This is a genomic window from Halomonas sp. CKK8, assembly GCF_029625235.1.
GTDB lineage: Bacteria > Pseudomonadota > Gammaproteobacteria > Pseudomonadales > Halomonadaceae > Halomonas > Halomonas ventosae.
Window position 1 is genome coordinate 1,916,797 of record NZ_CP121193.1, and the last position, 18,818, is coordinate 1,935,614.

Here is an 18,818-nt window from a genome sequence, read left to right on the forward strand (position 1 = left end):
TTCTCCACCGACCACAAGAGGCAACAAGATGGCACTGACTCGCGAACAGATGGCAATGCGCGTGGCGCGCGAACTCGAGGACGGCTTCTACGTCAACCTGGGCATCGGCATCCCGACGCTGGTGGCCAACTACATCCCGGACGGCATCGACGTGATGCTGCAGTCCGAGAACGGCCTGCTGGGCATGGGGCGCTTCCCTACCGAGGAGGAGGTCGACCCGGACATGATCAACGCCGGCAAGCAGACCGTCACCGCACGCCCGGGCGCGGCGATCTTCTCGTCGGCCGAATCCTTCGCCATGATCCGCGGCGGCCACGTGGACCTGACCGTGCTGGGGGCCTTCGAGGTCGACCAGAACGGCAACATCGCCTCCTGGATGATCCCCGGCAAGCTGATCAAGGGCATGGGCGGCGCCATGGACCTGGTGGCCGGCGCCGAGAACATCATCTGCACCATGACCCATGCCTCCAAGCACGGCGAGTCCAAGCTGCTCGAGTCCTGCAACCTGCCGCTGACCGGCGCGGGCTGCATCAACCGGGTGCTGACCGACCTCGCCTACCTGGAGATCAAGGATGGCGCCTTCCACCTCAAGGAGCGCGCCCCGGGCGTCTCCGTGGAGGAGATCAAGTCGCTGACCGCGGGCAAGCTCGTGGTGCCCGACCACGTCCCGGAGATGACCTTCGAGGCCTGATCCCGCCATTGTCGGCAAGGCCTGCGGCCCGGACTCCTGTCCGGGCCGCTTTCGTAAGGGGCATCGAGTGTCGAAAAACTGACCATTCCGCGTCGAGCCCCCTGGCCTCCCGCCCGGGACGCCCTTCCAGGGAGATGATGCACAGCGTTATCCACAGATTCTGTGGATGACCGGGGTCAGGAGAGCTCGCAGCGGGTGTGGTGGGGGAGCAGGAGCTCGGCGGCGCGCTCCTGGTTGGCGCTGACCTGCTTCTGGACGAGGGCGAGCCCGCCGAGGCCGACGCGATGCTCGTCGCCTTCGGCGAAGGCCAGGCGCCGGGAGCTGGTGGCGTAGAAGCGGTAGTCGAGCAGCGGCGAGACGGGAAAGAGGCCGTGGTGGCGGTCGCTGCTGCCGGCGAGGCCGGCCTGGCGCAGCTGGCCGTCGAGCGTGACGATGTCGTGCCCCAGGCGCTGGCAGTCGAAGCCGGCGTGATGCATCCGTGGCCCCATCACCGAAAGCCAGCCGGCCAGCGGGTGGGCCTGCTGCAGGGCCAGATAGGTGTCCCAGTCGGGCATCGGCCAGGGGCGACCGTGGCAGAGCAGCGCCTGGCTGCGGGCCTCGCGGGGGTCGGCGTTGCCGACCAGCTGCTGGAGACGCTCGCGGGGCTGGCGCGAGAGGGTGCCGAGCTGGAGCTCGGCGAGCAGCACCCAGGCGCCGTCGTCCGGCGCGGTGAACAGGGTGGCAAGCAGGCCGCGATCGGCCATGGCGTAGCGCTGGTGCGGCCGATAGCCGTAGCGCACCAGGGTCGGCAGCAGGGCCTCCATGGCCCAGGGGCCATGGTTCAGGGTCAGGATTGCCAGGTACTCCGCCGGCGCCTCCACGGGCCAGAGCCGCAGTCCGCCCACGTCCGGATGCTGGTGGATATAGTCCAGCCACAGCTGCTGGACGAACTCTTCCCGTTGCATCGTGCCTTGTCCCTCTGTCGTGATGCCCTGTGCGCCTGCACGCCGCCAGTATAGGCAGCGGGTCCGCAGTGGCATTCAACGCGGGGAAGACGCTCGTCGTGGCGGGATCATCCCGGGCCCAGGCAGGCGAGGGTGCCGCGGGCCATCTCGCCCTCCTCGTCGGTGGGGATCACGGCCACGGCCGGACCTCGCCCGGCGTCGATGCGCAGGGCATGGCGGTCATTGGCGGGTGGGTCGAGGCGGATGCCGAGCCATTCCATGGCATGGAGGGTACGGGCACGAATCTCGGTGGCGTGCTCGCCGATGCCGCCGGTGAAGACCAGCGCATCGAGCCCACCGAGCAGTGCCACCAGGGCGCCGATCTCTCCCAGCAGCCGGTCGATGAACAGCGCCACCGCCTCCTCGGCACTGGGCGATGGGCTGGCCAGCAGGTCACGCATGTCGGCGGAGACCCCCGAGACACCGAGCAGGCCGCTGTCGTGGTAGAGCATCCGCTCCACCTCGGCGACGCTCATGCCCCGCTGCTGCTGCAGGTAGAGCACCACGCCGGGATCGAGGCGGCCGCAGCGGCTGCCCATCATCATGCCGTCGAGCGCCGTGAAGCCCATCGAGGTCGCCACGCTCTGGCCGTTCTCCAGTGCGCAGAGGCTGCACCCCTGGCCCAGATGGGCCACCACCACCCTGCCGCGTGCGGCTGCCTCACCGACCACGATCGGCAGCTGCCGGGCCACGTGGGCATAGGAGAGACCGTGGAAGCCATAGCGCAGCACCCCCTCGTCCGCGAGATGCCGCGGCAGGGCGAAGAGCTGGCGGATCCGCGGCTGGGTGCGGTGGAAGGCGGTGTCGAAACAGGCGACCTGGGGCAGCCTCGGGTGGCGTGACAGCAGGTCGCGAATGATCGCCAGTGACTGGGGCTGGTGCAGGGGGGCCAGGGGCTCCAGGCGTTCCAGGTAGGCCAGGCGGTCGGCATCCAGGCGGACCGGCTCGGCCAGCCGGGTGCCGCCGTGGACCACCCGGTGGCCGACACCCACGAGCCCCCCGAGGTCGAGATGGGTGCCCAGCCAGTCGAGCAGCGCCTCGGCCACGGCGGCGTGGCCGCTCTCCGCCGGTAGGAAGCCGCCGGTATCGAGATCGCCGCTGAACAGCCGCAGCGCCGGGGCCTCGCCGATGCGCTCCACCACCCCGCGCAGCTCGCACGCCGCCTCCTCGTAGAGGCCGAACTTGAGGGTCGCCGAGCCGGCATTGAGCACCAGGACCCGGCTCATGGCACGGACGCCTCGCCCTGACGGCGCACCAGCAGCTGGGCCAGGGCGGCGGAGGCCAACCGCGTCTCCACGTCGTCGGCGCGGCTGGTGAGCATGATCGGCACCCGGGCGCCGGCCACCAGCCCCGCGGCCTGGGCGCCAGCCAGATGGATCAGCAGCTTGGCGACCATGTTGGCGGCCTCGAGGTCCGGGGCGATCAGGATGTCGGCCTGGCCGGCCACCGCTGAGTCGAGTCCCTTCTGCCGGGCGGCGCTCAGGGAGACGGCGTTGTCGATGGCCAGCGGGCCGTCGAGCACGCCGCCCTCGATCTGGCCGCGCTCGGCCATCTTGCACAGCGCCGCGGCCTCGATGGTGGAGGGCAGGGTGGCGCGCACCGTCTCCACCGCCGAGAGCACGGCCACCCGCGGTCGGTCGATGCCGATGGCGCGGGCCAGGTCGATGGCGTTCTGGATGATGTCGGCCTTGGTGGCCAGGTCCGGCGCGATGTGCAGGGCGGCATCGGAGATCAGCAGCGGGCGGGGGTAGCTGGGGACGTCCAGGGCATAGACATGGCTCATCTGGCGTTCGGTACGCAGTCCTGCCTGCCTGACGACCGCCGCGCTCATCAATTCATCGGTATGCAGGGCGCCCTTCATCAGCGCCTCCGCCTCCCCGTCGGCGGCGAGGCGCACGGCGCGCTCCGCCGAGGCATGGCTGTGGGGCGTGTCGATCAGCTGCAAGGCGTCGAGGCTCTCGCCCAGTGCCTCGGCGGCGGCCTCGATGCGGGCCCGGGGGCCGACCAGCAGCGGCTCGATCAGCCCCTCGCGCCAGGCGGCCAGGGCTCCTGCCAGCGACGGCGCGTCGCAGGGGTGGACCACCGCGGTGCGCAGTGGCGACAGGTCGCGGGTGGCCTCGATGAGCCGGCGATGCTGGGCACCGGTCTGGTGCCAGTGGCGGTCGGGGTCTGGCGCGGTCAGGGGACGGTCCATGGGCGGCTCCAGGCAGGGGGCTGCTCCAAGGGTAGCACCGCCGGGGACGACGACGCCGCCTCCCGGGCAGGATGGCGGCGTCAGGGGGCGACGAGGGCCTGGCGGCTCAGCCCGAGACGGTCAGCAGGGCCTGGTCACGCACGTAGCGGTCGAACTCGGTGAAGCCGCCGACATGGGTCTGGTCGACGAAGATCTGCGGCACGGTATGCACCGGCTTGCCGATGGTCTTCTCCATGTCGGCCTTGGTGATGCCTTCGGCATGGATATCGACATAGCGGTGACCCTCGATGGCCCCGGCACTCTCCAGCCGGGCGGCAAGGGCCTTGGCTCGGTCGCAGAAGGGGCAGGCGGGGCGACCGAAGATGACGACGAACATGCAGCGACTCCTTGCACGTCAGGGTGCGTAAAGAGGGAACCGGGGAAAAGGCCGAATAGTGTGACGGAATTGGCGGCGATCCGCCAATAGTCGCCGCCTTGTGCGGTGATCGCGCCGCCCTATGGCCTGCGCCATTCAGGGCTCGACCTCCCCGGCATCGGCCCGGCGCAGCAGGGCGCCCAGTGCGTCATGGATGCCGGGACTGGTGACCAGCAGGTTCTCGCCGTAGAGGTCCTCGGGAATCCCCGCCGGCCCGGGATAGAGGTGGCCGGTGCGGGCGCCCGCCTCCCGGGCGATCAGCCAGCCGGCGGCGCAATCCCAGGGGGAGACGCTCTCGTAGTAGGCATCGAGTCGGCCGCAGGCCACGTCGCACAGGTCCAGGGCCGCCGAGCCGTTGCGACGCACGTCCTGGCAGTGGGCCAGCACGGCGGTGAGGCGACGCAGCAGCGGCGGGCGGCTGTCGCGGCGGTAGGGGAAGCCGGTCCCCACCAGGGCATGGGCCATGTCGCTGGTGCGGCTGGCATGGATCGCCTCGCCGTTGCGCCAGGCCCCCTGGCCGTCGAGCGCGGTGAAGGTCTCGCCCAGGAAGGGGGCATGCACCACGCCCAGGCGGGTGCGGCCCTGGCTGGCCCAGCCGATGGAGACCGCCACATGGCGCAGGCCATGGGCGAAGTTGACCGTGCCGTCGATGGGATCCACCACCCACAGCGCCCGGGGGCTGGCCAGCACCTCGCGATCCGGGGCCAGTTCCTCGCTGAGGCGCGCTTCCCCGGCGAAGTGTTGCTCGAGACGCTCGCCGATACGCGTGTCCACCTCGACGTCGGTATCGGTGACCAGCTCGTGGCCATGCTTGTAGCGATGGCCGAAGACCTGGCGTTCACGGGCCTCGACGATCATCCGGCCGGCCTCGTGGGCGATGTCGACGGCGATCTCCAGTCGCTGGGCGGGGGTCATGGCAGCTCCTCGGCAGGGGAATCGGCCGTTCATGCTAGCAGCTCGGCCTGCCCCTGCCGAATGCCTGCCGCGGCGGCTATACTGGCGCCCCCGTCGCCCTGGAGGACACCATGCAGGCCCTGACCGCCAACCAGTATGCCCGGCTGCGCCAGCTGGCCGAGGCCTGGCGCCACCGCCACCTCAAGGCCGCCAAGCGCGAGCCCCGCTTCAATCCGCGACTGGGCGTGGATGCCCTCTGCTTCCAGCCCCATTCGCTCGAGGATGGCCGCCGCGGGCTGCTCGGGGCCCTGGTCACGCCCATCTCGCTCTCGCTCGCCCTGGCCCTCGACGAACCGGCCGCGCCGCGGCCTGCCGCGGCGCAGCTGACGCTGGCGCTGCCCTCGGGACGCTACCCCTTCGTGCTCGAATCCCTGGGCGAGACGGACTGGTGGTGGCGCTGCGAGCTGCTCGACGACCTCTCCGACGTCGGCTCCCTGCAGGAGGGCAGCCGCCTCGCCCAGCAGCTGATGGAGCGGGTCATGACACCGGAGCCACCGGCCGGCTGAGCGGATGACGCGCTGCGTCATCCGCCTTATGCTGGTGGCGGAGATCGACCATGTCACCCCGGGCCCATGAGGGGCCTGCCCGGTGCCGCCCCGGCCCGGTTCACAGGACAGAGGAGTCACGCATGACCGCCAACGCTTCCACCCCCCGCGTCGCCCTGGTCACCGGCACCAGCAGCGGCATCGGCGAGGCCGTGGTTCGCCATTTCTGCGAGCAGGGCCACCAGGTGCTGGCCGTGGACTTCAACCCGGCAGGCAAGGAGGTCGCCGAGCAGGCGGGTGCCGCCTTCTTCCAGGCCGACCTCACCGACGGCGAGGCCTGCAAGGCGGCGGTGGCCGAGGCGGTCAAGCGCTTCGGGCGTGTCGACATCCTGGTCAACAACGCCGGCATCCAGCATGTCTCGCCCATCGAAGAGTTCCCTGAGGACAAGTGGCGCCAGATCATCGACCTGATGCTCACGGCACCCTTCCTGCTCACCCAGGCCGCCTGGCCCTCCATGCGCGAGAACGGCTGGGGGCGCATCGTCAACATCGCCTCGGTCCATGCCCAGGTGGCCTCGCCGGGCAAGTCGGCCTACATCAGCGCCAAGCACGGCATGATCGGCCTGACCAAGACCGCGGCGCTGGAGGGCGGCAGCCAGGGCATCACGGCCAATGCCATCTGTCCCGCCTACGTCAAGACCCCGCTGGTCGACAACCAGATCGCCGACCAGGCGAGGATGCACGGCATGGAGGAGCAGGAGGTGATCGAGAAGATCATGCTCAAGAACGCGGCCGTGAAGCGTCTCATCGAGCCCGCCGAGGTGGCCGAGCTGGTCGGTTACCTGGCCTCCGATCTCGCCGGGGCCGTCACCGGCGCGAGCTGGAACATCGACCTGGGCTGGACGGCCCAATAACAGCGCCGAGCTACAAGCGCCGAGCCACAAGCAAACCCCGAGGCCGTGGCCTCGGGGTTTGCGACTGTTCGCCGGTATCACTTCCTGGCCGCTTGGCCGCTTGGCCGCTTGGCCGCTTGCAGCTTTAGCGCCTCACCGGCCGCTTCTGCAGCTTGCGCTGCAGGGTGCGGCGGTGCATCCCCAGGGCGCGGGCGGTGGCGGAGATGTTGCCGTCGTGCTCCTGCAGCACCTTCTGGATGTGCTCCCAGGTGATCCGGTTGATCGACGGCGGGTTGTCGGCCACCTCGGTCTCCGGGTCGCCCTCCGCCCGCGACAGTGCCATCAGTACCTCGTCGGCATCCGCCGGCTTGCAGAGGTAGTTCACCGCCCCCAGCTTGATCGCCTCCACCGCGGTGGCGATGCTCGAGTAGCCGGTCAGCACCACCACTCGGCACTCCGGCACGATCTCCAGCAGCTCCGGCAGCAGCTTCAGCCCCGACTCGTGCTCCAGCTTGAGGTCCAGGGTGGCCAGCTGGGGCTGGTGGCGCCGCGCCAGGCTGAGGGCCTGGGTTGCGTCATGGGCCACCAGCACCTCGAAGCCCCGGCGGCTCAGGGCACGGTCGAGCACGTGGCAGAACATCTCGTCGTCGTCGATGATCAGCAGGCGTTCGGCGGTCTCTTGCATGTTGTCCTCGCAGGGGTCACGGGGGCCGGCAACCGTCGGGCGTCAGGGCTCGGGCTGGCTGCGCGGCAGGGTCACCTCGGTCAGGGTGCCGCCCTCGGGGTGATTGTACAGGCTCACGCCGCCCCCGAAGCGGTTGATGGTGGCGTGGGTCAGGAACAGCCCGATGCCCAGCCCCTTGCTCTTGGTGGAGACGAAGGTCTCGCCCAGCTGGTCGGCGATGGACATCGCCACGCCGGGACCGTGGTCGCGGATGTCGATGACCACCTCGTCGCTGTTCCAGTCGAGTCGGATGGTGACGTCGTCCGGGTTGGCATCGGCGGCGTTGTTGAGCAGGTTGGTCAGGGCCTGGTCGAGGGTGGCATCCACCGCCAGCCAGGGATGGCCGCGTCGCGCGGCGACCTCCAGGTGGTGGCTGACATCGGGGCGCAGCACCAGCCAGCGCTGGACCACCCCGGCCAGCCAGACCTGGGCATCGTGTACCTCCGGCTCGGCCATGCGTCGGCGATCGGCACTCTCCACCAGGTGGCGCAGCCGCGACTTGCAGGTGTCGACCTGCTGGCGCAGCAGCTCGATGTCCCGGGTCAGCGCCGGGTGGTCCCTGGCATCCTCGCGCATCTCGCTGAGCAGCACCGCCATGGTCGAGAGTGGCGTGCCCAGCTCGTGGGCGGTGCCTGCCGCCTGGGTGGCCACGGCCAGCACCTGCTCGTTGCGCAGGGCGGCCTCGCGGGTGCGCGAGAGTGCCTGGTCGCGACTGCGCAGGGCGCGGGCCATCTTGTAGATGAAGAAGGTGACCAGCCCTGCCGAGAGGCCGAAGTTGAGCCACATGCCGAGCACGTGAAGGCTGAGGGTCGCTCCCCCGTGGCCCTGGGCGAATTGCGGGACCGGCTGATAGACCACCATCAGGAAGCTGTAGGCGGCCATGGAGGCGGCGGCGATCACCCAGGCGTGCCGCCAGGGGAGGGTCGCCGCGGCGATGGTCACCGGCACCAGGTAGTAGTTGATGAAGGGGTTGTGGGAGCCGCCGGTGAAGTAGAACAGCAGCGTCAGGCCCGTCACGTCGATCAGCAGATGGACCAGGTACTCGGCGTGGGTCACTGCCCGGGGGCGGCCCATGCGCCACCAGGTGGCGATGTTGATCGCCCCCATGGCGACGATCACCGCGATCACCGCGGGTACCTGCAGCGAGAAGCCCAGCAGTTCGATGCCGATGATGATCGCGGCCAGGAAGCCGGTCCAGGTGATGCCGCGCACGATGGTCAGCCGCACCAGGTTGCGGTTGGGCGTGGAGAGCGGCAGGGGCAGGGCGGCTGGCATGGCGACTCCGTGGGATGCGTCGGCCCGATGATACCCGATCCGGGGGACGCTGTGGCCGGGTATCCCCCCTGAGGCACAGTGTCGCCCATCGGCAACGGGCGCCGACAATCGCAGGTCGATGGCGGTATATTGGGGCCTGTTGATATGACCGGTGGACCCCAGCCCGATGCTCAGACGCCTGCTTCCCCTGCTGATCCTGGCCCTCGGCGTGGCGGCCTTCCTGTGGCTGCGGGCCACCCGGCCGGAGAGTGCCAGTGTCACACCGGAGGAGCGCAGCTGGCGGGTCGAGACCCTGGTGGCCGCGCCCGGCCGCCATGCCCCGGTCCTGCCGCTCTATGGCGAGGTGACGGCCCCCGAGATGCTCACTGTCACCGCGCCACTGGCCGGACGTATCGCCGAGCGACCGGTGCGCGAGGGGCAGCGGGTCGCCCGCGGCGAGCTGCTGGTGGCCCTGGACGAGGCTGACATCCGTCCCCCGCTGGCCCAGGCCGAGGCCGAGGTGGCCGATCGCCGGGCCCAGCTTTCGAGCGAACAGGTGCGCCACGACAGCGACCTCGCCACCCTGGAGCGCGAGCGGGAGCTGCTCGAGACCGCCCGTCGCCAGCTCGAGCGCACCCGCTCCCTGGTGGGGCGCAACCTCGCCTCCCAGTCCGATCTGGATGCGGCCCGCAACGAGCTCGCCCGGGCCCAGGTGACGGTGGCGGCCAGGGAGCGCGCCATCGCCGAGCATCCCGCCCGCCTCGCTGCCCTGGAGGCCGGCCTGGCGCGCGCCACGGCCGCCCTGGCCGCCACCCGTCGCGATGCCGACCGCAGCCGCGTGGAGGCACCCTTCGACGGCATCGTCACGCGCATCCGAGTGGCCCCGGGCGACCAGGTGGCCGCCCGCAGCGAGCTGCTCAGCGTCTATCCGGAGGAGGGGCTGGAGCTGCGGGCGCGCATCACCCGGCGTCACCAGGCCGAGCTGCTCGAGGCCCTGTCCCGCGGGGAGCACCTGGTGGCCACCGGCGACGAGGGGGCCCGCCTGGTACTGGAGGGGCTGGCCGGGGAGGGCGACCCGGCCGGCACCGAGGCGATCTTCCGCCTCGAGACCGGCGGGACAGCGTTGCGTCCCGGCAGCCTGCTCGCCGTGTCGCTGGCCCGCCCGGCGATCACGGACAGCCTGGCGGTGCCCTACAGCGCGCTCTACGGCAACGATGCCCTCTACGTGATGGGCGAGGAGGGCCGGATGCGTCGCCTGGCGGTGACCCGTCACGGCGAGGTGCTCCGCGACGACGGGGAGCGCTGGGCACTGGTCAGCGGCGAGGCCCTCGCCGAGGGCGACCGGGTGATCACCACCCACCTGCCCAATGCCATCCATGGCCTGCGGGTCGAGGCCGCCGATGCCGGTGACGAGGGGCGGCCATGAGCCGACGGCGCGGCCTGATCGGCTTCTTTGTCCACCACCGGGTCGCCGCCAACCTGGTCATGCTGATGATGCTGCTTGGCGGAGTACTGGGCCTGTCGCGCATGAACATCCAGTTCTTCCCCACCTTCGCCCTGGACGTGGTCAGCGTACGCACGGTATGGAGCGGCGCCTCGGCGGAGGACATCGAGCAGGGCATCACCGTGCCCCTCGAGCAGCGGCTGCGCAGCCTCGATGGCCTCAAGCGGATGACCTCCACCTCGGCCCAGGGGGTCTCCAGCATCACCCTGGAGTTCCACGAGGGCAGCGACCCGATCCTGGCCCTGGACGACGTTCGCCAGCAGGTCGACGAGTTCACCAACCTGCCGGCTGACGCCGAAGTGCCGCGGGTCGCCCGGGCCGCCCGCTACGAGCCGGTGGCCCGGCTGCTGGTGCATGGCGAGGTGAACCACGACGAACTGCGCCATCTGGCCAACCGCTTCGAGGATCAGCTGCTGCAGCGGGGCATCGACCGGGTCGAGATCAGCGGCCTGCCCGAGCAGCAGATCAGCATCGAGGTGCCCGCGGAGCGACTCCAGGGGCTGCAGCTGAGCCTCGCCCAGATCGCCGAGCGTATCGAGGGCATGTCCCGGGACCTGCCGGCGGGGCTGCTCGGCCAGCAGGACAGCACCCGTGAGCTGCGGGCCGTGGAACAGCGCCGCGACGAGCGCGCCTTCGCCGACCTGCCGGTGCTCAGCGGCGAACGGGTGCAGCTGCGGCTGGGCGACATCGCCACCATTCGCCAGGAGTCCCGCGAGCAACAGGTGACCCTGAGCCGCGACGGCCATCCGGCGGTGGAGCTGATGCTGCAGCGAAGCGAGGACGGCAACTCCCTGGCCGCCGCCGAGGTGCTGGGGAACTGGCTGGCCGAGACCCGTCCCCAGCTGCCGCCCAGCGTGTCGCTCGAGGTCCACGACCAGACCTGGCAGTTGATCGCCGACCGTATCGGGCTGCTGATCAGCAACGGCCTCGGTGGCCTGGTGCTGGTCCTGCTGCTGCTCTACTTCTTCCTGCCCGCCCGGGTGGCACTGTGGGTGGCCATCGGCATCCCCACGGCCTTCATGGCGGCCATGGCGGTGTTCTGGGGCATCGGCGGGTCGATCAACATGATGTCGCTGTTCGCGCTGATCATGGCCCTGGGGGTGATCGTCGATGACGCCATCGTGGTGGGCGAGGACGCCGACGCCCACTTCCGCATGGGAGAGCCCGCCCGTCACGCCTCCGAGGGGGCGGCCAGGCGCATGTTCTGGCCGGTACTGGCCTCGTCGCTGACCACGGTGGCCGCCTTCATGCCGCTGCTGCTGGTGGGGGGCGTGATCGGCAACATCCTCGGCGACATCCCGGTGATCATGATCTGCGTGCTCATCGCCTCGCTGCTGGAGTGCTTCGTCGTGCTGCCCGCCCACCTGCGCAACGCCTTCGTGCCGGGCCGAACGCCGCGACGCCATCCGTTGTCGCGGCCGCGCGAGCGCTTCGAGGCGGCCTTCGAGCGCTTCCGCGAGGGGCCCTTCCGGCGCTTCTCGGCACTGACCCTGCGCCATCGTGGCGCCACCCTGGCCTCGGCCGTGGCGGTGGTGCTCTTCACCCTGGGCCTGCTGGCCGGCGGGCGCCTGGCGTTCAACTTCTTCCCCACGCCCGAGCCCAACGTGCTCTACGCCAATGCCAGCTTCGTGGCGGGGACCGACAGCGCGCGCGTCGATGAGCTGCTGGCGCGCCTGCAGGCGGCCCTGGAGGAGACCGAGCAGGCCCTGGGGGGCAACCTGGTCCAGCATGCCGTGACCCGCCATGGGGCGACGCTCGCCAGCGGCATGCAGGCGCGCAGCGGCGACAACCTCGGCTCGATGATGGTGGAGCTCACCCCCTCGGACGACCGCGACGTGCGCAATGCCGAGTTCATCCGCGCCTGGCGCTCGCGCCTCGCCGAACCGGCGGGGCTGGAGAACCTGACCATCAACGAGCGTGCCGCGGGCCCGCCGGGCAAGGACGTCAACATCCGACTGACCGGCGAGGAGGCCGGTGCCCTCAAGGCCGCCGCCGAGTCGCTCTCCCGTTCGCTGCGCGAGCTGCCCGGCGTGCTCGACACCGAGGACGACATGCCTTGGGGGCGAGAACAGCTGATCTACCGGGTCAACGCCCGGGGGGAAGCCCTGGGGCTGACCACGGCCGATCTCGGCCGGCAGCTCAGGGACGCCTTCGACGGTCGGCTGGTGCAGATCTACCAGGACGGCGCCGACGAGATCGAGGTGCGGGTATTGCTGCCCCGGGCACAGCGCGAGCGGCTCGCGACCCTGTCGCGGCTCAGCGTGCGCGTCCCCGACGGGCGCTTCGTCCCGCTCGACCAGGTCATCGCCCTGGATCACCGCCAGGGCTTCGAGGCGCTGCGCCATGCCGACGGTCGCCTGGCGGTGGAGGTCACCGCCGAGCTCGATACCGAGATGACCTCCGCCGAGCGCGTGCTCGATGCCGTCTCCGCGGAGGTGCTGCCGAGCCTGGCCAGCACCCACCGCCTGCGCTACAGCTTCGAGGGGCGCGCCGCCGACCAGCGCGAGACCTTCGCCGACATGCGCACCGGGCTGATGATCGGCCTGGGGCTGATGTACGTGGTGCTGGCCTGGGTCTTCGCCTCCTGGAGCCTGCCGCTGATCGTCATGGCGATCATCCCGCTGGCGCTGGTGGGGGCCCTGCTGGGGCACTGGCTGCTGGGACTCGACCTGACCATGCTCTCGCTGTTCGGGCTCTTCGGCCTCTCGGGCATCGTGGTCAACAACGCCATCATCCTGGTGGCCTTCTATCGCCATCAGCGCCACCAGGGGCTGGCCATCGAGGCGGCACTCAACGAGGCGGTGGTGCAGCGCGTGCGCGCCGTGCTGCTCACCTCATTGACCACCATCGGCGGCCTTTTGCCGCTGCTCTTCGAGACCTCGCTGCAGGCGCAGTTCCTGATCCCCATGGCGGTCTCCATCGCCTTCGGCCTGGCCTTCTCGACCCTGCTGGTGCTCGCGGTGATCCCGGTGCTGCTCAGCTACCTGGAGCGGCTACGCGAGCGGCTCGGGCGCAGCGAGGACGTGCCCACCGGGCAGCAGCGGACATGAGCCGGGGCTAGACTGTCAGCGTGGACTTCGCTGCGTTCACCTGGAGGTGCCTTCATGACGACCCCCCTTGCCTGTGTCCGTGGACTCGCCCGGCGACTGGACGACCGCGCCAGCGACCATGACGCCTTGCTGGAACGGGTCGGCGAGCGGCCCTTCGTGCTGCTCGGCGAGGCCTCCCACGGCACGGCCGAGTTCTATCGCCTGCGCGCGGCGATCAGCCGGCGGCTGGTCGAGGAGAAGGGCTTCGAGGCGGTGCTGGTGGAGGCCGACTGGCCCGATGCCCTGCGCCTCGACCGCTACGTGCGTGGCGGGGGCGAGGACTCCCTGGACGGGGCCTTCGCGGACTTCCAGCGTTTCCCCCACTGGATGTGGTGCAACCATGAGGTGCGCGACTTCATTGCCTGGCTGCGCCGGCACAATGCCCGCCAGCCGCTGGCAACGAAGGTCGGCTTCCACGGCATGGACCTCTACAGCCTGCACCGATCGGCCGAGGCGGTGATCGACTACCTGGCGCGGGTCGATCCCGAGCAGGCCGAGGTCGCCCGCCGGGGCTATGCCTGTCTCGACCATCGCGGCGACCCCTTCCACTACGGGCGCAACGTGGCCTTCGGCCTGAGCCCCTCCTGCGAGCGGACGGCCGTGGGCTTGCAGGTCCGGTTGAGGGAGCGGGCCCCTGACTACCTCGAGGCGGACGGTCGCCGCGCCGTCGACGCGCAATTCTTCGCCGAGCAGAACGCCCGGGTGGTGGTCAATGCCGAGGCCTACTATCGGGCCATGTTCGGCGCCCGGGTCGATACCTGGAACCTGCGTGACGGGCACATGACCGAGACCCTCGCCGAACTGCATGACCACCTGCGCCAACAGGGGGGAGCCGGCAAGGTGGTGGTCTGGGCCCACAACTCGCACCTGGGTGACGCCCGAGCCACCGAGATGGGCTGGCGCCAGGGACAGCACAACGTCGGCCAGCTGGCGCGACAGCGCTTCGGGCACGAGCGGGTGGTGCTGGTGGGCTTCACCACCCATACCGGCCATGTCACGGCCGCCCGTGACTGGGATGGGCCCGCCGAGCATCGTTGGGTGCGGCCCTCGCTCGAGGGCAGCGTCGAGCGGCTCTTCCACCAGAGTGGTCGCGACCGCTTCTACCTGCCCCTCTCGCCGGCGAGGGCTGAGCCCCTGAAGGAGAGCCTGCTGGAGCGGGCGATCGGGGTGATCTATCGGCCCGAGACGGAGCGGGGCAGCCACTATTTCCAGGCCTGCCTGGCCGAGCAGTTCGATGCGCTCTACCACCTGGACGAGACCACGGCCGTCGAGCCGCTGGAACCGGGATCGAGCTGGCAGCGCGAGGCGATCCCCGACACCTATCCCTTCGGGGTCTGAGGCGCGCTGGCCGTTCGCGGCTCGGCGGGCAGCGACGGCTTCATCGGCGGGTACTCGTCGGCGGTGAGCGTCTCGCGCTCGAGCAGCAGGGCGGCGCCCGTCTCCAGGTCCTGGCGACGGGCGGCGAGGGTCTCACGGGCCAGGGCGTAGGCCTCGTCCACCAGCTGGCGCACCGCGAGGTCGATCTCCCGGGCGGTGGCCTCGGAGTAGTCATGTTGCTGGCTGGTGCCGTAGACGTCGCCCAGGAAGGCCTGACGGTCCTTCTCGTAGACCACCTGGCCGGCCTCGTCCGCCATGCCGAAACGGGTCGCCATGTCACGGGCGATCTCGGTGACCTTGGCCAGGTCGTCGGCGGCGCCGGTGGAGATCTCGTCGAAGATCAGCCGTTCGGCGGCGCGGCCGCCCATCAGCACCGCCATGCGGTATTTCAGGTCGCTGACGGTCTGCAGGAAGCGGTCCTCGGTGGGGCGCTGGATGGTGTAGCCCAGCGCGCCGACGCCGCGGGGGATGATCGAGACCTTGTGCACCGGGTCCATGCCCGGCAATGACGCGGCCACCAGGGCGTGGCCCATCTCGTGGTGGGCCACCACGGTCCGCTCGTGGTCGTTGAGCAGCCGGCTCTTCTTCTCGAGGCCGGCAACGATGCGCTCGATGGCATTGGTGAAGTCTTCCATGGCCACCTCCTCGCTGTCCCGGCGGGTGGCCAGCAGGGCGGCCTCGTTGACCAGGTTGGCGAGGTCGGCCCCGGTGAAGCCGGGGGTCAGCGAGGCGATATGGTCCAGGTCCACGTCGGCGGCCAGCGAGCGGATCCGGCCGATATGCACCTCGAGGATCTGCCGGCGGCCCTTGCGCTCGGGACGGTCGACCAGCACCTGGCGGTCGAAGCGGCCGGCGCGCAGCAGGGCAGGGTCGAGGATCTCCGGCCGGTTGGTGGCGGCGAGCAGCACGATGCCCGTGGAGGGGTCGAAGCCGTCGAGCTCGGAGAGCAGCTGGTTGAGCGTCTGCTCCTTCTCGTCCTGGCCGCTCATACCGCCCGGCCCCCGGGCCCGGCCCAGGGCGTCGAGCTCGTCGATGAAGATGATGCAGGGCTTGGCCTTGCCGGCCTGCTCGAAGAGGTCGCGGACCCGCGCGGCGCCGACCCCGACGAACATCTCGACGAACTCCGAGCCGGAGATGGAGAAGAAGGGCACCCAGGCTTCCCCCGCCACGGCCCTGGCCAGCAGCGTCTTGCCGGTGCCCGGCGGGCCGACCAGCAGGATGCCCTTGGGGATATGGGCGCCGAGCCGGCCGTAGCGCTCGGGGTCGCGCAGGAAGGCCACCACCTCCTGGAGCTCGTTCTTGGCCTCGTCGACCCCGGCGACGTCCTCGAAGGTGACCTTGGTGGAGGTCTCCACGTAGACCTTGGCCTTGGACTTGCCGATGGACATCATCCCGCCGATCCCGCCGCCGCCGGTCATCCGCCGGATCAGCAATGACCAGATCGCGAACAGCAGCACCAGCGGCAGGAACCAGGAGAGCAGGACTGTCAGGAAAGGGCTCTCCGGGCGGCCGTTGAAGGTGACGTCGTGCTGCGCCAGGCGGTCGGCCAGGTCGGGCGGGACGCGGTTGGTGGTGAAGGCGGTGCGTCCGTCGGGCTGCGGGGCGGTGAAGGTGCCGGTGAGGCGGTCGTCGCCGACCTGCACCTCGGCGATCCGTCCCTCCTCCAGCAGCCGGGTGAACTCCGAGTAGGGGATGGGTTCGGTGGTCTGCCAGTCGCGATAGACGCTCTGGAAGGTCAGGAAGAGCATCACGGCGATGATCAGATAGATCACGTTGAAGCGGTGATTGGGTTCCATGCCGGGTCCTCGTCCCGTGGCCGCGGAGGACATCGCGATGCCCCGATGATGGCCTTCAGTGTAGGCCAGGCTCGGCAGGCGGAATGGCCCCAGGGCATGCCGGCCCTTGAAGTCCCGCCTGGATCGCCGCATCTAGGAGGGAGTCGCATCGACACCATGGCATGAGAAGGAGATTCCATGAGCACCTCGACTTTGCCCAACCCCGGGCTCGGGACCTTCCGCCTCAAGGGCGACACCCTCAAGCGGGTGATCCACGAGGCCCTGGCGCTCGGGTTTCGCCATATCGACACCGCCCAGATGTACGACAACGAGCAGGACGTGGGCGCGGCCATCGCCGAGAGCGAGGTGCCCCGGGAGGAGGTCTTCCTCACCACCAAGGTGTGGCACGACCGCCTCGCGCCTGCGTCGCTCAAGGCCAGCGTGAGCGAGAGCCTGGAGAAGCTCGGCACCGACTACGTCGACCTGCTGCTGATCCACTGGCCCTCGCCGGACGATGCCGTGCCCATGGCCGACACCCTGACGGCCCTGCGCGAGGTGCAGCAGGCCGGCCAGGCACGCCACATCGGGGTCTCCAACTTCACCATCGCCCAGGTCGACCGGGCCCTGGAGATCCTCGGCCCGGAGGCGCTGCTGACCAACCAGATCGAGGTCCATCCGTTCCTGCAGAACCGCGAAGTGGTGGCGCACTGCCAGGCACGCGGCCTGACGGTGACCGGCTACATGCCGCTGGCCGTGGGCAAGGTGCTGGGCGACGAGACCCTGAAGGGCATCGCCGAGGCCCATGGCGTCACGCCCGCCCAGGTGGCCCTCGCCTGGACCCGGTCGCGCGGCGTGGTGAGCATCCCGTCGTCCACCCGTCGCGAGCACCTGGCGGGCAACCTGGCCGCCCTCGACCTTACCCTGGACGAGAACGAACTCGAGGCGATCGCCGGCCTGGATCGCGGCGAGCGCATCGCCGACCCGGACTTCGCCCCGGCCTGGGACTGATCCCGGCCCCTTCGAGAGGAGACGACATGGCTTCCACCGTACTGATCACCGGTGCCAACCGTGGGGTCGGGCTGGCGCTGGCGCGCCACTATTACCAGGCAGGCTGGCGGGTGATCGGCGTCTGCCGCCACGCCTCCGATGAGCTCGCCGCGGTAGCCGACCGGGTCATCGACGGCATCGGCGTCACCCGGGAGACGGATGTCGCCAGGCTCGCCGAAGCATTCGCCGACCAGTCGCTGGACTTGCTGATCAACAATGCCGGCATGCTCCACGACGAGTCCTTGGGGGCGCTCGATTTCGACGCCATCCGGGCGCAGATGGAGATCAATGCCTATGCCCCGCTGCGGGTGACCGAGGCGCTGCTGCCGTGCCTGGGCGAGGGCGCCAAGGTCGCCAACATCACCAGCCGCATGGGCTCCATCGCCGACAACGACTCCGGCGGCCGCTATGGCTACCGCGCCTGCAAGGCGGCGCTGAACGCCTTCGGCAAGTCGCTGGCGGTGGACCTGGCGCCCCGGGGCATTGCCGTGGCCCAGCTGCATCCGGGCTACGTGCAGACCCGCATGGTTAATTTCGACGGCCTGATCAGCCCGGAGGAGGCCGCCGCGGGCATCGCCGAGCGCATCGCGGCCCTTACGCTGACGACCAGCGGCGGCTTCTGGCACAGCAACGGCGAGTCGCTGCCCTGGTAGCGGACACTCAGGATCAAGGTCGCCGGATATCGAGTGCCGGGCGTCCCGTCGGGCCGGGGCCCCGGGTGCCTCGACTGGCATGCCGACGGGCAATGAGCCCGGTCGCCGTGTTCTTGGTTCGACCGGGGGCTTTTTCTCCCTGGGCTGTCAGGTTCCGCTAGACTGCGGTGATGGACACGATATGCCGGCGACGTCGGCACTCGCGCTGGCTGCTGGTCGCCATGCTGTTGCTGGCCGCTCCCCTCGCTTCCTCGGGGCCGCCCGAACGTCCGGAGGGAAGGCCAGCCCCTTCCCTTGAGCCCCTGGTCAGGGAAATGAGCGCCTGGCTCGCGGCGAGCACCGAGTACCGCGAACCCGACCTGCCGGGGGTTCGCTTCGAGAGCCAGGCCGCGCTCCAACAGCGCTGCTTCCCGGCCTTCCCCGACAGGCTGGACGTCCGGGTGAGCGGGGCCTACGATCCCGCGGAGGGCAACATCTACCTGGACATCGACTTCGACTTCGCGTCAGCCGTCGGGCACAGCTACCTGCTCCACGAGCTGGTGCACCACTTCCAGGTCCACAACCTTGATGACATCGGTCCCCGTGATCGGGGGCCTCTGGAGGGGGAGGCCTATCGGCTGCAGCTGCGCTGGCTGGAGGAGGCGGGAGTCGACAACCCCTGGGGTGCCCTGGGCATCGACGAGAAGACCCTGCGGATCATCGAGCGCAGCACCCGCTAGTTGGCGCCCATCAACTGAGCCGACGGGCCACGCGGTGATGCAGGATGCAGGCCACCGGCCT

17 protein-coding genes are annotated in these 18,818 nt (G+C 70.2%); 9 read left to right on the forward strand and 8 right to left on the reverse strand.

Annotated elements, in window-relative coordinates:
• Positions 1-28 precede the first annotated feature (28 nt).
• On the forward strand, positions 29-691 hold the full coding sequence (locus P8934_RS09170) for a CoA transferase subunit B (protein ID WP_278033911.1): 663 nt from the start codon (positions 29-31) through the stop codon (positions 689-691).
• Between the two features lie 176 nt (positions 692-867).
• On the opposite strand, the gene P8934_RS09175 is transcribed toward P8934_RS09170, so the two are convergent.
• The 5 genes from P8934_RS09175 to P8934_RS09195 all read right to left on the reverse strand — a co-directional run bounded on the left by P8934_RS09175 (position 868) and on the right by P8934_RS09195 (position 5,198).
• Positions 868-1,635, reverse strand: coding sequence for a DUF1338 domain-containing protein (locus P8934_RS09175; RefSeq protein ID WP_278033912.1), 768 nt, complete (start codon positions 1,633-1,635; stop codon positions 868-870).
• Between the two features lie 107 nt (positions 1,636-1,742).
• Positions 1,743-2,900: an acetate/propionate family kinase gene (locus tag P8934_RS09180; RefSeq protein WP_278033913.1), complete on the reverse strand. Its 1,158-nt coding sequence runs from the start codon at positions 2,898-2,900 to the stop codon at positions 1,743-1,745.
• Positions 2,897-3,868 (reverse strand): bifunctional enoyl-CoA hydratase/phosphate acetyltransferase, encoded by a 972-nt coding sequence (locus tag P8934_RS09185; protein WP_278033914.1) that lies wholly within the window; start codon positions 3,866-3,868, stop codon positions 2,897-2,899. Before P8934_RS09185 ends, P8934_RS09180 begins: the two co-directional genes overlap by 4 nt.
• Positions 3,869-3,974: 106 nt before the next feature.
• Positions 3,975-4,244, reverse strand: coding sequence for a GrxA family glutaredoxin (locus P8934_RS09190; RefSeq protein WP_106230942.1), 270 nt, complete (start codon positions 4,242-4,244; stop codon positions 3,975-3,977).
• 135 nt (positions 4,245-4,379) lie between these two features.
• Positions 4,380-5,198 (reverse strand): inositol monophosphatase family protein, encoded by an 819-nt coding sequence (locus tag P8934_RS09195; RefSeq protein ID WP_278033915.1) that lies wholly within the window; start codon positions 5,196-5,198, stop codon positions 4,380-4,382.
• 110 nt (positions 5,199-5,308) lie between these two features.
• Between P8934_RS09195 and hybE the strand changes: the two genes are divergently transcribed.
• Together hybE and P8934_RS09205 are read left to right on the forward strand one after the other, a co-directional pair.
• Positions 5,309-5,743, forward strand: a complete 435-nt coding sequence (gene hybE / locus P8934_RS09200) for a [NiFe]-hydrogenase assembly chaperone HybE (protein ID WP_278033916.1) — start codon at positions 5,309-5,311, stop codon at positions 5,741-5,743.
• A 122-nt stretch (positions 5,744-5,865) separates the two neighbouring features.
• Positions 5,866-6,636 carry a 3-hydroxybutyrate dehydrogenase gene (locus P8934_RS09205; RefSeq protein ID WP_106230939.1) on the forward strand — a complete coding sequence of 257 codons (771 nt, stop codon included), beginning with the start codon at positions 5,866-5,868 and terminating at the stop codon, positions 6,634-6,636.
• A gap of 124 nt (positions 6,637-6,760) precedes the next feature.
• On the opposite strand, the gene P8934_RS09210 is transcribed toward P8934_RS09205, so the two are convergent.
• Together P8934_RS09210 and P8934_RS09215 are read right to left on the reverse strand one after the other, a co-directional pair.
• Positions 6,761-7,300: a response regulator transcription factor gene (locus P8934_RS09210; RefSeq protein ID WP_133634260.1), complete on the reverse strand. Its 540-nt coding sequence runs from the start codon at positions 7,298-7,300 to the stop codon at positions 6,761-6,763.
• A gap of 42 nt (positions 7,301-7,342) precedes the next feature.
• Positions 7,343-8,614, reverse strand: coding sequence for an ATP-binding protein (locus tag P8934_RS09215; protein WP_278033917.1), 1,272 nt, complete (start codon positions 8,612-8,614; stop codon positions 7,343-7,345).
• Positions 8,615-8,780: 166 nt separating this feature from the next.
• Here P8934_RS09215 and P8934_RS09220 point away from each other — a divergent pair, with 166 nt between their 5' ends.
• The 3 genes from P8934_RS09220 to P8934_RS09230 are packed head-to-tail and all read left to right on the forward strand — an operon-like array spanning position 8,781 to position 14,524.
• Positions 8,781-10,019, forward strand: a complete 1,239-nt coding sequence (locus tag P8934_RS09220) for an HlyD family efflux transporter periplasmic adaptor subunit (RefSeq protein ID WP_278033918.1) — start codon at positions 8,781-8,783, stop codon at positions 10,017-10,019.
• Entirely contained in the window at positions 10,016-13,147 is a 3,132-nt protein-coding gene (locus P8934_RS09225) for an efflux RND transporter permease subunit (protein WP_278033919.1), read from the forward strand. Before P8934_RS09220 ends, P8934_RS09225 begins: the two co-directional genes overlap by 4 nt.
• 54 nt (positions 13,148-13,201) lie before the next feature.
• Entirely contained in the window at positions 13,202-14,524 is a 1,323-nt protein-coding gene (locus tag P8934_RS09230) for an erythromycin esterase family protein (RefSeq protein WP_278033920.1), read from the forward strand.
• On the opposite strand, the gene ftsH is transcribed toward P8934_RS09230, so the two are convergent.
• A complete protein-coding gene (gene ftsH / locus P8934_RS09235; RefSeq protein WP_278033921.1) occupies positions 14,506-16,359 on the reverse strand; it encodes an ATP-dependent zinc metalloprotease FtsH in 1,854 nt (617 codons plus the stop codon). The genes P8934_RS09230 and ftsH overlap by 19 nt on opposite strands.
• 177 nt (positions 16,360-16,536) lie before the next feature.
• On the opposite strand from ftsH, the gene dkgB reads away from it, so the two are divergent.
• The 3 genes from dkgB to P8934_RS09250 all read left to right on the forward strand — a co-directional run bounded on the left by dkgB (position 16,537) and on the right by P8934_RS09250 (position 18,757).
• Positions 16,537-17,346 carry a 2,5-didehydrogluconate reductase DkgB gene (gene dkgB / locus P8934_RS09240; RefSeq protein ID WP_278033922.1) on the forward strand — a complete coding sequence of 270 codons (810 nt, stop codon included), beginning with the start codon at positions 16,537-16,539 and terminating at the stop codon, positions 17,344-17,346.
• Positions 17,347-17,372: 26 nt separating this feature from the next.
• Complete coding sequence (locus P8934_RS09245) at positions 17,373-18,038, forward strand: SDR family oxidoreductase (protein WP_278033923.1); 666 nt, start codon at positions 17,373-17,375, stop codon at positions 18,036-18,038.
• A gap of 221 nt (positions 18,039-18,259) precedes the next feature.
• Positions 18,260-18,757 (forward strand): DUF6647 family protein, encoded by a 498-nt coding sequence (locus P8934_RS09250; RefSeq protein WP_347403461.1) that lies wholly within the window; start codon positions 18,260-18,262, stop codon positions 18,755-18,757.
• The last annotated feature ends 61 nt before the right edge of the window (positions 18,758-18,818 follow it).

Bases quoted from the DNA above. Each gene is read 5' to 3' on its own strand.
- P8934_RS09170 (WP_278033911.1), top strand. From the start codon at position 29: ATGGCACTGACTCGCGAACAGATGGCAATGCGCGTGGCGCGCGAACTC.
- P8934_RS09175 (WP_278033912.1), bottom strand. From the start codon at position 1,635: ATGCAACGGGAAGAGTTCGTCCAGCAGCTGTGGCTGGACTATATCCAC.
- P8934_RS09180 (WP_278033913.1), bottom strand. From the start codon at position 2,900: ATGAGCCGGGTCCTGGTGCTCAATGCCGGCTCGGCGACCCTCAAGTTC.
- P8934_RS09185 (WP_278033914.1), bottom strand. From the start codon at position 3,868: ATGGACCGTCCCCTGACCGCGCCAGACCCCGACCGCCACTGGCACCAG.
- P8934_RS09190 (WP_106230942.1), bottom strand. From the start codon at position 4,244: ATGTTCGTCGTCATCTTCGGTCGCCCCGCCTGCCCCTTCTGCGACCGA.
- P8934_RS09195 (WP_278033915.1), bottom strand. From the start codon at position 5,198: ATGACCCCCGCCCAGCGACTGGAGATCGCCGTCGACATCGCCCACGAG.
- hybE (WP_278033916.1), top strand. From the start codon at position 5,309: ATGCAGGCCCTGACCGCCAACCAGTATGCCCGGCTGCGCCAGCTGGCC.
- P8934_RS09205 (WP_106230939.1), top strand. From the start codon at position 5,866: ATGACCGCCAACGCTTCCACCCCCCGCGTCGCCCTGGTCACCGGCACC.
- P8934_RS09210 (WP_133634260.1), bottom strand. From the start codon at position 7,300: ATGCAAGAGACCGCCGAACGCCTGCTGATCATCGACGACGACGAGATG.
- P8934_RS09215 (WP_278033917.1), bottom strand. From the start codon at position 8,614: ATGCCAGCCGCCCTGCCCCTGCCGCTCTCCACGCCCAACCGCAACCTG.
- P8934_RS09220 (WP_278033918.1), top strand. From the start codon at position 8,781: ATGCTCAGACGCCTGCTTCCCCTGCTGATCCTGGCCCTCGGCGTGGCG.
- P8934_RS09225 (WP_278033919.1), top strand. From the start codon at position 10,016: ATGAGCCGACGGCGCGGCCTGATCGGCTTCTTTGTCCACCACCGGGTC.
- P8934_RS09230 (WP_278033920.1), top strand. From the start codon at position 13,202: ATGACGACCCCCCTTGCCTGTGTCCGTGGACTCGCCCGGCGACTGGAC.
- ftsH (WP_278033921.1), bottom strand. From the start codon at position 16,359: ATGGAACCCAATCACCGCTTCAACGTGATCTATCTGATCATCGCCGTG.
- dkgB (WP_278033922.1), top strand. From the start codon at position 16,537: ATGAGCACCTCGACTTTGCCCAACCCCGGGCTCGGGACCTTCCGCCTC.
- P8934_RS09245 (WP_278033923.1), top strand. From the start codon at position 17,373: ATGGCTTCCACCGTACTGATCACCGGTGCCAACCGTGGGGTCGGGCTG.
- P8934_RS09250 (WP_347403461.1), top strand. From the start codon at position 18,260: ATGCTGTTGCTGGCCGCTCCCCTCGCTTCCTCGGGGCCGCCCGAACGT.